Consider the following 11,959-nt stretch of genomic DNA (forward strand, 5'->3'; position numbering starts at 1 on the left):
AAATAAGAAAAGGCATTAGGGGATTATGTCCTGCTAATGCCTTTCTTATTACTTTAATCATCTTTTTCATATAAGTTTTGCATTTTACTGGTGAATGACAGTAATGCAATAAATGAAAAACCTATGAAAAAGCCTATAACAAAGCGTATAACAATGTTTTGAATGGCTACAACAAAGGGTATTAAGAATATGTTTGCTAGTATAAGCAATCTTATAGTTCTAAAAATACTTCCTTTCATGATACTTAAATGCCTCCTTGTGCAAGTAATACATAGAATTTTACTTGGCCACTATACCTTATTTCAAATTGAAATTTAACGTTTAAAATAAAGTTGTTGTATGATAAAATTAAAGTACACAGAACGAATGGATTAAAATGCCATTGACACAGACATCTTAAAGATGCCTTGAGGTCAGTGGCATTTTTTTATTTGCAATTTTAAAGTATTGGAGGTAATTCAATGGCTAAAAGAAGCAATGATTGGGATTCAAACAAATTAAATAGATGGATAAAGGAGGGTAGGGGTCAGGGAGAAGGGAAGGAATATAAGCCTTGGCTAACTGTTCAGGATTTCCCTAGCATGGGCAGGGTAACGAGAGTTTTTGGATGGACAACACAAAGAATACATCATTTTTTTTCAGATACGCAATTAAAGTATTTTTATTTATTAGATTGGGAAGAAAAAGTTATCGATATTCGAGAACATTATCCATTAATAGATTTAGAAGTAGTGTTGAACGACATATCGGATTTAAGACTTGATAAGTTTATAGACAGGAAAACCAAGGAAACGTATATACTAACCACCACATTCTTGATTACGCTTTTGAACTCTGATGGGCAAAAGAGTTTTGCTGCAAGAAGTATAAAATATGCTTCGGAATTGTCTAAAAAGAGTACAATCGAGAAACTGGAAATTGAAAGGAGGTACTGGAAGGTTCAAGGAATTGATTGGGGCATTGTGACAAATAAGGACATTAATGATGTCAGGGCAAAAAATATAGAATGGGTTCATTCATCAATGACTACTGATGGCAATAATGGGTTTCAAAAGGCTGAGTTTGATGACTTATTTGATGGTCTTTTATATAGATTCATTAATACTAAACAGAGCATAAAGAACATTATAGTAGGATTTGAAAAAGACTATTCACTGGATGTCGGAATGGGATTACTATTATTTAAACGTTTAGTTGCAGAGAAAAGGATAGTTTTAGATATGGATAAGCCTATAAATCTTAGCCAAACAGGAAAATCAGTTTACATACCTGAAATAAGTGACAAAGGGGGAAATAATGATGTTAAGGTATACGGTTAATTCCTTACTAGAATGGAAAGATGGGACTGAAAGTACTAACATTGAGAGACTTCTGTGGATGGATGATGAAATAGCCTACACAATAGATGTAAATAAAAATAAAGTTCCTTATATTCGAAGACAGAAGGATATAGAAGATGCATTGGCTGGAGGGAAGGCAGAAATAAAAGATGATGACGAATTTATAGTTGTGTTAAAGGAACAAGATATACCTGAAAAACATAAGAAAATTAGGGATAGGGCGTGGGAAGTAATTAGGGATATGGTAGATAAGGAGCCAGATATTTTTCAATCTGCTTTTAGAGGGAAGTTAATTAAAAGAGCCTCCGAAACCTGTGGATTAAGTGAATCATGGATTCTGGAATATTTAAAAAGGTACTGGAAAAGGGGAAAAACTTGCAACGCTTTATTACCAGATTACCGAAACTGTGGAGCAAAGGGCAAAGAGAGAAAGGCTGGAAATGTGAAAAGAGGAAGACCTAGAACTAATCAGTCTATTATAGGAGAAGGGGTAAATGTTACTGAGGAAATAAAAAGAATCTTTCGTATTGCTGTAAATAAATACTACTATACCACAGCAAAAAATTCTTTAACATTGACTTATGAACTCATGAGAAAAGAATATTTTTCGGATGGTTTTAAAGAAGAAAATGGAGTTAAGATACCAATTATAAAGCCTCAGGCGGAAATTCCATCCTTTGGGCAGTTTAGATATTGGTTTGAGAAGGAGCGAAATATAAAAAAAGAGATAACTAGCAGATACAGCAATAAAAAGTATCAAAAACAGTATCGACCTATAATAGGCAGTTCTTTAGATGGAGTATTTCAACCTGGGCAATTTGAAATAGACTGTCAAGTGGGAGATGTTTATTTAGTATCACGGTTCAACAGAAACTGGGTTATAGGTAGGCCTGCCATTTATGCAGTAATTGACAAGTTTAGTAGACTAATATGCGGTCTATATATTGGATTAGAAACAGGTTCTTATGCAGGAGCCATGATGGCGCTTTTAAACGCAACCATGAATAAAGTGGAGTTTTGTAAGCAGTATGGAATTAAAATAGAAGAAAAAGACTGGCCTGTACATCACCTTCCAGAGACAATAATTGCTGACCGTGGTGAACTTGAAGGTGGTAATATTGATAACCTTATAAATATATTAAATGTGAAGGTTCAAAATACACCACCTTACCGAGCAGACCTAAAGTCAGCGGTGGAAAGGTTTTTTGGACTTACCAATGAACGAGTTAAGCCGTTTCTTCCAGGAAAAATTGACCTAGAAGGTCGCGAAAGAGGCGACAATGACTACAGGACGGCCGCCAAATTGGATTTACATCAATTTACACAGATAATGATAAAATGCATCTTATATCATAATAATCATTATCACCTCGATTATTACAAGAGAGACCAAGATATGCTAGAAGATAATGTTTCTTGTATTCCAATTGAACTATGGAATTGGGGAATAGCAAATCGAGGAGGAATGCTTAGAACGACTTCAGAGGATGTTGTTAAATTAGCACTAATGCCGTCTGATATAGCAACTGTTACCCCTAAAGGTATAAGGTATAAAGATATGTATTATACATCTAAATCTATATTGAAAAGTGGAGTCTTTGCTGATGCACGAACTAAGGGATTACGGAAGATTAAAATAAGTTATGACCCACGTAATATGGAGTATATATATGTCTATAATGATAATCCTAGCGAATATGAGAAATGCTTTTTAGTAGATGCTAGCAATAGGTATAAGGACAGAGCAATTGAGGAAATAGAGTATTTATTAGCAGTAGAAAAAATGCAGAGAGAAAGAAATAAAGATAATGTTGCACAAGCAAAAACTCAATTAATTGCTGAAATAGAGGACATAGTTCAACAAGCAGAAGAAGACTACAAAAGTGAGACAAGTACAGTAGAAAGTGATAGACAAAGAGTAAAGAATATAAGAGGGAATCGGAATGCGGAAAAAACAGTTAGAAGATTGGAAGAGGTTTTTGATTTAGGAAGTGATAATGAAGATTATCAAAGTCCAGATAAAGAAAAAGAAACTTTAGAAATGGATACTTTAGAATTATTGCTTAAAAAACAGAAAGAGGTGATGAGGGATGAAGGAAGTGATGATACCAAACGGTAGTATAGCGGTAGAAGCAAAGTATATAGAACAGATAATTCCAGATTATAAAGGCAATCCATTCATTGAATCTCTTCCTAATCTCCTTTCCGCCCAAGAGGCAATTGAAAGATTGGCTTTTTATCCCGAATTTAATAAAAGTGAAAGATTACTGGACAGTCACTATCGTATTCATATGGTAGACAGATTATTTCAGGTTTTTCAGCCCCTCCCTATGAGCATAGAACTTGAAAGAAAGATTTCTCGTGCAATAAGGCAAGGATACCTTTCCCGGAATCCATTTAGCAGCAAACTGGCTCAAGGGTTTTACAGAGATTATCATGAGAATACTAGTAACCTAATAAATAATAAAGATTTTTATTCAACTTCACTAGGATTTTCTTTGATAGGAATATCAGGTTTGGGAAAGACTTCTTCTCTTAATAGGGTACTAACTTTATATCCTCAGATAATTGTGCATTCTGAATATCAAGAAATTCCTTTTTCGATGTACCAAGTAGTATATTTGAAATTGGAATGCCCCCATGACGGCTCAATTAAGGGACTCCTATACGAGTTTTTTGCTGAAATAGACAGGCTTCTTGGAACCAATCATCATGAAAAAGTAATGAGGACAAGACCAACTGTTGATGTGATGATGACCGTCATGAATCAGGTGGTAAGAAATTGTGCTCTAGGCATTTTAGTTATTGATGAGATACAACATTTAAGTATGGCCAAATCTGGTGGAAGTGAAAAGATGTTAAATTTCTTTGTAAACCTCGTAAATAATGTAGGGGTACCAGTTATTTTAGTGGGAACCCCAAAAGCAATCAAAGTCCTCCAGGGAGACTTCAGACAGGCTCGCAGAGGGTCAGGCCTCGGTGGCGATATGGTATGCGATAGGATTCAAAGAGATGGGGTGTGGGACTTATTAGTAGATTCTATATGGCACTACCAGTGGATGAGGAAAGAAACGCTCCTTACCCCTGAAATAAGTAATGTTTTATATGAAGAAACCCAGGGGATACCTGATTTATTAAAAAAGGTTTATGCTATTGCTCAAGCCCATGCTATATCGACAGGAAAGGAAGAGATAACTCCACAAATTATTAAAAAGGTAGCAAAAGAGAATTTAAAACTAATTCAGCCAATGATTACTGCATTGAAGACGAATAATCTGAGAGAAATTATTAAATACGAAGATATCTATATGGCGGATATTGATTATACAGATTATTTAACTCGGGCGAGAGAATCTATTAACCTGGACTTGCGGGCTAAGGAGATAAAGAAAGAACAAAAGAAACTAAGGCAAGAGGGCTCTATAGGGGTAAAAAAAGAGGCTCTGATAAAACTTGTTGAGTTAGGCGTAGATATTAAAAATGCACAAAAAATAGTTGATACTATGTTTTCTAAAAATCAAGACTTAGGTGTAGATGATGTGATAAAAGGTGTGATAGAACAACTTAAGGATGAAGAAGTAGGGGGGATAGGGAAAAAAGAAACAGGTAAAATGGAAGAAAGAGAATCAGGGCGAAATGCTGTAAACTCATTTGATATTCGAACCATTGTTGAACAGGGCAAAAAGGATAATAAAAGTGCTTATGAGGCTATAAAAGAATCAGGATATATTGTAAGTTTTGAAGATGATATTTTTTCCAAGGAGGTGATATAGTGAACTTTTTTCCTACACCTTATCCAGACGAAATATTATATAGTACATTGGCACGATACTGTATGCGAAGTGGAAATATAAAAGAAATTCATAATTTTGAAGACTTATTCGGAACAAGGAATTGTATAGCAGTTATGGAACTGTCTACACAATTAGATGCATTAATTGAAAATATGCCTGTCGGTACAAAATATACAGCAGAATATTTTATCTATAAGCATACCTTATTTCCTTTTCTTGCAGCATTTATCCCAAAAGAACGGGCTGAAAAGATAATTGAAACTATGAGAAATGGTGAAGGGGCAGTTTCCTACATGAGGATAGGTCTAATATCAAATTCTATCAATTTAAATAAATACTTTCGATTTTGTCCTGAGTGTTTTAAAGAGGACATAGAAAGATTTGGAGAGCCATATTGGCACAGAAGTCATCAGGTTACAGGGGTATTTGTATGTTTAAAACATAAGATACCCCTTTGTGATAGCACAGAACTCATAAGGGCTGGTAACAGACAGAGATTTATTAGTGCATCCCATGAGAACTGTATAGTAGAAAAAGAAATAAGTTATTCAAATGATTTGATGAAGAAGATGCTTTGGATGGCAGGAGATGTAGAAATACTTCTAAATAATCAATTTGGATTTAAGAAGACTGAGTGGTTTAGAAATCAGTTTCGAGTTAAGTTGATTGAAAAAGGCTATGCTAGGATGAACAATTATATTCACCAAAAGAAGTTAAAACAAGACTTTGTGGATTTTTATGGTCATGAATACTTGGCACTTGTTCAATCCCCTGTATCAGTTAATAGCGGAGGTTGGCTACCTGATATGGTTAGAAATAATGATAGGACAACCTATTCAATAAGGTATCTATTATTAGCGAGGTTTCTCGAAATTCCAGTGGCTGATTTATTTAATACAAAACTTGGCTCTAATGATGAAGATGAAAACAATATTGATGCTTATCAGGAACTGTGGGACCAGAGGTTGATAGAACTTACCCAGTCAGGACTATCAATCCGAGAAATATCAGATATATTAAAGTCATCTGCAAAAACAATTAGAAAGGCTATTGATAGGTTAGGAGTAGAAGAGTTTTGGAAATTTAATGGTGGTGGAAAATATCTTCACAACAAGTTTACTGATCCAGAAGAATTTAGAATGAAAAGGGAAAGGTTAAGGGAAAAGTGGCTTGAACTCCATGCTCAATATCCTAATAAAAGCAGCAGTCAAATTCGTAGAAATAACAATGGAGTTTATGCATGGCTAAAAAGATATGATAGTGAATGGATGGAAGAAAACTATCGCAGAATAAAAACAGTAGTTAACACTGTTGATTGGGATAAAAGAGATGCTGAATTGTTTCCTAAAGTTAAGGAAGTGATAAAAGAAATGAAGGAAGGCAAGCCTGAAAGGATAACATGGTCAACTATAGGAGGCAAGTTAGGGATTAGCGGCTGGCTCTCTAAAAGGAAGGAGAAACTCCCATTGACAAAGGCATATATAGACTCAGAATTAGAAAGCCTAGAAGAATTCCATATAAGAAAAATAAAATGGGGCATTGAAGAATTAGAAAGACAGGGAAAAGAGATGACACTATGGAATTTGGCAGAAACAGCAGGAGTAAAGCCAAGGTATATGGGAGGGATTTATAAGGAAATTAAGCAGATATTAAAAGAGAATGGGTATGATTTTACCTTTAATAATATTTAAATAACTTTAAGACTGCACATTAACTACAATGCTATAAATGTGTGCAGTCTTTTTATAATGGGAAAAATATTGCAATTTCTATAGAATTAAGAAATAAATTTAGACCATATATAGAATGTGTTATAATAAAAAATAGATAGAAAATTATGTAAAACTAAAGATTAATATGATGCATGATATTATAAAGGCGGGGAGGATGCTTATGAAAGATAAGATTCTTAAACAAATTACAGATTATTATTTGAATTCAAGAGATTTCAATGGATTTCCATTATATAATTTTGACAAAAACTATACTGATTTGATTTGTCAGTTAATTGATGAAGATAAGGTAGAGGTATTATCTTCTGCATTCGTTTTAAACCCACATATAAAAACATTGAGATTAAATATTGATAAGGAAGAACAGAAAAAAGAGGTTATTAATAAATGTGACTCAGTTGTCTTATATCCTACAGAAAAATATCTAAAATCATTAAATATAAACAGTGAAAAGCCTTTTACAAAGATGCTTTTAGATGGACAAGAACAATTAAAGATATTATTTTTTAATATAGAAATATTAGAATCATATTTTCAAGACCCGAGATACGAAGTATTTTGGTCTGATTATAGAGGAAGTATTGTTGTTGCTGATGAATTTTATGATGATAACTTAGAAGGCGAATATATAAAGGATTTTGGATTAGGTTATCATAAAGAAAAGTTATATGAAGAAAGAGTGGTAGGAGTTTTTCTAGGAGACTTAGCAGACCTTTCACTTAATGCACAACTTAAATGGAAAATAAATTATTTAGACCATCAACAAGATTATTTTATAAATGGAGGTTTTTATAAGAACTTAATTTTAGGGGAATGGGTAGATGAAGTGTCAATTTATGATGCTGTTCTAGATGAAATGATAGTTATAAATAATATGTGTGAAAATATGGATATTCCACATTTATTTAATAAAATATATAAGCCACATACATTCGAAAAACCAGAAGATTATAGGATAATGTTTCTTCCAACCCTTAAAAATTACTATGGTTTCATGTTAGCGCTTGAAAAAATAATTGTACATAATATTAATTACAAAACTTTTACAACTGTCGCTAGATTTATAAAACCAGTAGAACGAAAAGATGATAAAGGAAATTTAAAGAGAAGTTTGCAAATGATGTCGGAATGGTTAAAACAAAATATTAGAACTAGTGAGAATATAGATGAACTGATTATAAATCCTTTAAAATCCATTAGAAAAATTAGACAAGTTCCTGCACATGAAATATATTCTAATCAATATGATAAATCATTATTAAAAAAACAAAATGAAATGATACTAGAAACATATAAAGCAATAAGGAGTATAAGATTATTTTTTGTTAATTATCCAGGGAATAGGGACATAAAGGTACCAGAATATCTTATAACAGGAGAAAATATAAGAGTATATTAGTTAATATAAAGTTAAAGAAGCAATCCTGATATTAGAATGTAGAATAAATGGGGGATTTATGTTGAATATAAAAGAAGGGTCAGTAATAGCATCAAAATACAAAGTAATTAAAAAGATAGGTACCGGTGGTAATGGAACAGTATATAAAGTTGTTAGTTTAAATGATGAAAATAACATTTTTGCATTAAAAATTATAAATTTAAATTACGGTAAATATTACAATAGAAAATATTCATATTCTGATTGTAAGAATTATGAGCGTAAAAAATATGCAAGGTTTTGTGATGAAATTAAAGTAGTACAGAAGTACCAAGATAAAGTCAAAGGTATATTACCTATTTACGATTTATACGTACCTAAGGAACCTTCGGAAGATAACTTTCCTTGGTATACTATGCCAATTGCAGTGGAAATGAGTGAGAAATTAAAAGAATATTCTTTTGAACAAAAGATAGCGAGTATCTTTGAAATTGCTAAAATTTTAGAGAAATTACATAGTAAAGAAATAGCACATAGAGATATAAAACCCAATAATATATATTTTTATAAGAATGGATGGTATTTAAGTGATTTTGGTTTAGTTTCATATCCAGGTAAAAAGGCATTAACTAATGCCAAGGAAGCGATAGGGCCTAAAAAACCAAATACCATAGCACCAGAAATGAGAGAGGATTCCAAAAATGCTAACCCGTTATGTGCAGATATTTATTCATTGGCAAAAACATTGTGGATGATACTTACTAACAAAGATATTGCATTTGGAGGACAATATAATCATAAAAATAAAGGTATATCTTTAGGACAATATATTAAAAGAGAGTATTTAGTTACTTTGCATGAAATTCTAACAGTATGTACATTAGATATTCCAGGGGAAAGACCGACAGCAGAACAGTTAGTAAATTTATTGCAAGAGTGGTTTGAGATAAAGAATGATTTCAGCAAAAGATGTAGAAAAGAATGGGATTTTATTATTAAAGAGGTAACTCCTTATACTCCAGAAACAATTGTATGGTCTAATATTGAAGAAATAGTAAAGGTGCTTGATTTAGTTAGCCAAACAAAATCTTATAACCATATGTTTTTACCGTCAGATGGGGGATTAGACTTAAATGGATGCATACTTTCTCGGAAACAAGGTTTTATAGAATTGAACGAAGATGGCTATATAACATTAGTAAAGCCTAAACGATTATATATGGAGATATTTGGATACTATCAATGGAACTACTTTTTATTGGAAACCGAACAATTACCGCCTTGTGGTTTATATGAATATGATAATGCTGATGATGTATATGAAGAATGTGTACTAGAAATAGAACCTGATGTATATATTGAACCTTATCACTTGAACTATGGGACCTATAATGGTATAAAGTTACCTGATAATGCAAGGAAAATATATTTTGGTTTAAAGGGTAATTATGTCATTTTCCCTAAAGATTCATATTACAACTTTAATATGAAGAGTTATAATGCCTTGCAAACAGAATATGAAACCCCATTAAAATTTAAGAATTTTATTAAAGAAACTATAAAATTCTTAAGATGGAAAGAAGATAACCCTGAAAAATATGATAAATTAATGAACAAGAAGAAAAGAGAAGAAGAAAAAGAAAGGCAAGAATGGATTGCTCTTCATAACAAAGAGGAAAATCAATTATTAAATTATATTCAAAAATTTAAATTAACAAGAAATGATTGCAATAGAAAAGATAAAGATACGAGATTTGAATATACTGTAAGTGTACAGATAATAGCAAGTTTTGAACTTTACTTAAACGTCGATGGAATATTAAGAGTTAAAGAAGATTTATGGGACTTTGAAAGTTTGATTAACGGGACAGATAGGAAAAAGGATTATTACAAGTTCTATGACTTTGAAGAAGCAAAAATATGTTCTACTGAAATTAAAAAGTATTTAGATATTTCACTTGCAAACTTACATACCATTAGTAATGAAGCAGATTGTCATATTGATATGAAAAGGTTAATGGGACCAAGGCATTTGTTTACAAAGGAAGAAATTATTGAAGCATTAAAGAAAGGAAATGATAATTACTATAATAGGCTAGTGATTAATAAAGATGGATATATAGAACTTATTCAACCAAAAGAAGTTGAATATCTTGAGATTTTCAAATACCCTGTATTAGGCTATGAATTTCCTGCAAAAAATAATATGGTTGGAGAGACAGCACCAATAGATAGATATATAGAAGATGTGTATCTATTAATGTTAGATGCGTGGTACGAGCATTTGAGATGTGGAGAAAATGAATGCTTATCAGATTATGTAAGTCTAAGCCAAGAAGAACTGTTAAAAGAAATAAATTGCGAATTAAATAAATACACTTTGTAAAAAAATAAAACAATTAAGAAGAGACTTTAGGAGGGGGAGTATGAACGATAAAAGGTATAGGGGGTTTTTGGAAGGAGAAGGCTTGACTAATAAAGCAATTAATTCAAGAATAACAAGAGCAAATAGGGTTGAAAGAGAATTTAATGTTGATTTAGATATATTAGTGCAGAACCAAACAGAAATGATTATACTACGACAAAGGATATATGAGAAATATGGAAACAAAGGAAGCATACCTGGTAATTTATATAATGCAGTTACGAAATACTATAAATGTATAAATGGAACTGAGATGGAGAGGATAACACGATTTATGAACAGAGAAGGATAAAAAGTAATTGGGGTTAATAAGGTGACAAATATTATTGTTAAAAAATATTATACGTCTTTATTTAGTATAAAAATTGAATAGATAGTATTTATCAAAAGAGCCTTAACACGCCCTTGTTTTTTAATTAGATTTAAAATATAATAAACATAAAATGGGAAGACAGTAATATACTTAATCCTTACCCCTTATCCCTGTATCTATGTCTCCATCAAATAAAGTACTATCATTATGCAAATTCATTTTAAAATGCAAATAAAGTAGTATTAGGAAACATGGTTTATTAGGGATTAGGAATCTCGGGTAAGCCATGTTTTTTTATTAGAAGTTTGCAAGGGATAGAGAAAAGGAGACAAGGCTAAAAGTCAGATAAATCAATGAATTGAAAGATTGAATGGATAAGAAAATGGAAGAATAAATGGACAAAATCTCCCCTTATCCCTAGTTCCTAAATCCTATTATTTCCTCAATCCTAATAGAACTTTATTTTCATTTTTTGCCCTGATTTTTAAGAAATATAAGTACTTTAGTGGTGCAGGTTCAAGGATTAAGAAATTAAATGGATAAATGGAAAAGAATAACAAGCCAGTAGTATCAAGGGTTTGAGGGGTGTTGGTGAGAGAACTTTATTTGAAAAAGGTGAGGAGTTTGTTTGATGAACACAATTCACAATTCACAATGCACAATTCACAATGCACAATGCACAATGCACAATTTAAAAGATAGTGAAGTTGGACCAGTTTGCAAAGTTCATTGGAGTGTTTGTGTCTTTAAACGTAGGTACAAAATCATCCGCAACGTTTAGAAATATAATTACATAGCCTTCTTGTTCGGCTTTTATCTTAATATCTTTAGTGTCAAATTTTTGATAGTCAACATACTTTTCATCCTTGTCCCAATAATATACTTGCCACTCCCAAGCATTGATTTTATTTCCTGCTCCTTTTAAAGATGCATCTGACACTTCAATTTCTTTTCCAACCGGTATTGTAGCCTCTCT

Annotated in this window: 8 protein-coding genes; 7 read left to right on the plus strand and 1 reads right to left on the minus strand. The window is 32.0% G+C overall.

What is annotated here, in order from left to right; translation table 11 throughout:
- The first annotated feature begins 461 nt into the window (after positions 1-461).
- From H8707_RS05170 to H8707_RS05200, 7 genes are all read left to right on the plus strand, one after another.
- Entirely contained in the window at positions 462-1,319 is an 858-nt protein-coding gene (locus H8707_RS05170; RefSeq protein ID WP_262429074.1) for a TnsA endonuclease C-terminal domain-containing protein, read from the plus strand.
- Positions 1,300-3,459, plus strand: coding sequence for a Mu transposase C-terminal domain-containing protein (locus H8707_RS05175; protein WP_262429075.1), 2,160 nt, complete (start codon positions 1,300-1,302; stop codon positions 3,457-3,459). Before H8707_RS05170 ends, H8707_RS05175 begins: the two co-directional genes overlap by 20 nt.
- Positions 3,431-5,113 (plus strand): ATP-binding protein, encoded by a 1,683-nt coding sequence (locus H8707_RS05180; RefSeq protein WP_262429076.1) that lies wholly within the window; start codon positions 3,431-3,433, stop codon positions 5,111-5,113. The genes H8707_RS05175 and H8707_RS05180 overlap by 29 nt, the downstream gene beginning before the upstream one ends.
- A complete protein-coding gene (locus tag H8707_RS05185) occupies positions 5,113-6,825 on the plus strand; it encodes a TnsD family Tn7-like transposition protein (RefSeq protein WP_262429077.1) in 1,713 nt (570 codons plus the stop codon). Before H8707_RS05180 ends, H8707_RS05185 begins: the two co-directional genes overlap by 1 nt.
- Before the next feature lie 202 nt (positions 6,826-7,027).
- Positions 7,028-8,266: a hypothetical protein gene (locus tag H8707_RS05190; RefSeq protein ID WP_262429078.1), complete on the plus strand. Its 1,239-nt coding sequence runs from the start codon at positions 7,028-7,030 to the stop codon at positions 8,264-8,266.
- A 61-nt stretch (positions 8,267-8,327) separates the two neighbouring features.
- Entirely contained in the window at positions 8,328-10,631 is a 2,304-nt protein-coding gene (locus H8707_RS05195) for a protein kinase domain-containing protein (protein ID WP_262429079.1), read from the plus strand.
- A 40-nt stretch (positions 10,632-10,671) separates the two neighbouring features.
- Entirely contained in the window at positions 10,672-10,962 is a 291-nt protein-coding gene (locus tag H8707_RS05200) for a hypothetical protein (RefSeq protein WP_262429080.1), read from the plus strand.
- A gap of 712 nt (positions 10,963-11,674) precedes the next feature.
- Here the strand turns inward: H8707_RS05200 and H8707_RS05205 are convergent.
- Positions 11,675-11,959 (minus strand): hypothetical protein (locus tag H8707_RS05205; RefSeq protein ID WP_262429081.1); only part of this gene is annotated, 285 nt, incomplete at its 5' end.

The organism is Paratissierella segnis, assembly GCF_014385195.1.
GTDB classification, from domain to species: Bacteria; Bacillota; Clostridia; order Tissierellales; family Tissierellaceae; genus Paratissierella; species Paratissierella segnis.

Coding starts and splice junctions, on each gene's coding strand:
- H8707_RS05180 (WP_262429076.1), top strand. CDS start 3,431: ATGAAGGAAGTGATGATACCAAACGGTAGTATAGCGGTAGAAGCAAAG.
- H8707_RS05170 (WP_262429074.1), top strand. CDS start 462: ATGGCTAAAAGAAGCAATGATTGGGATTCAAACAAATTAAATAGATGG.
- H8707_RS05190 (WP_262429078.1), top strand. CDS start 7,028: ATGAAAGATAAGATTCTTAAACAAATTACAGATTATTATTTGAATTCA.
- H8707_RS05175 (WP_262429075.1), top strand. CDS start 1,300: ATGTTAAGGTATACGGTTAATTCCTTACTAGAATGGAAAGATGGGACT.
- H8707_RS05200 (WP_262429080.1), top strand. CDS start 10,672: ATGAACGATAAAAGGTATAGGGGGTTTTTGGAAGGAGAAGGCTTGACT.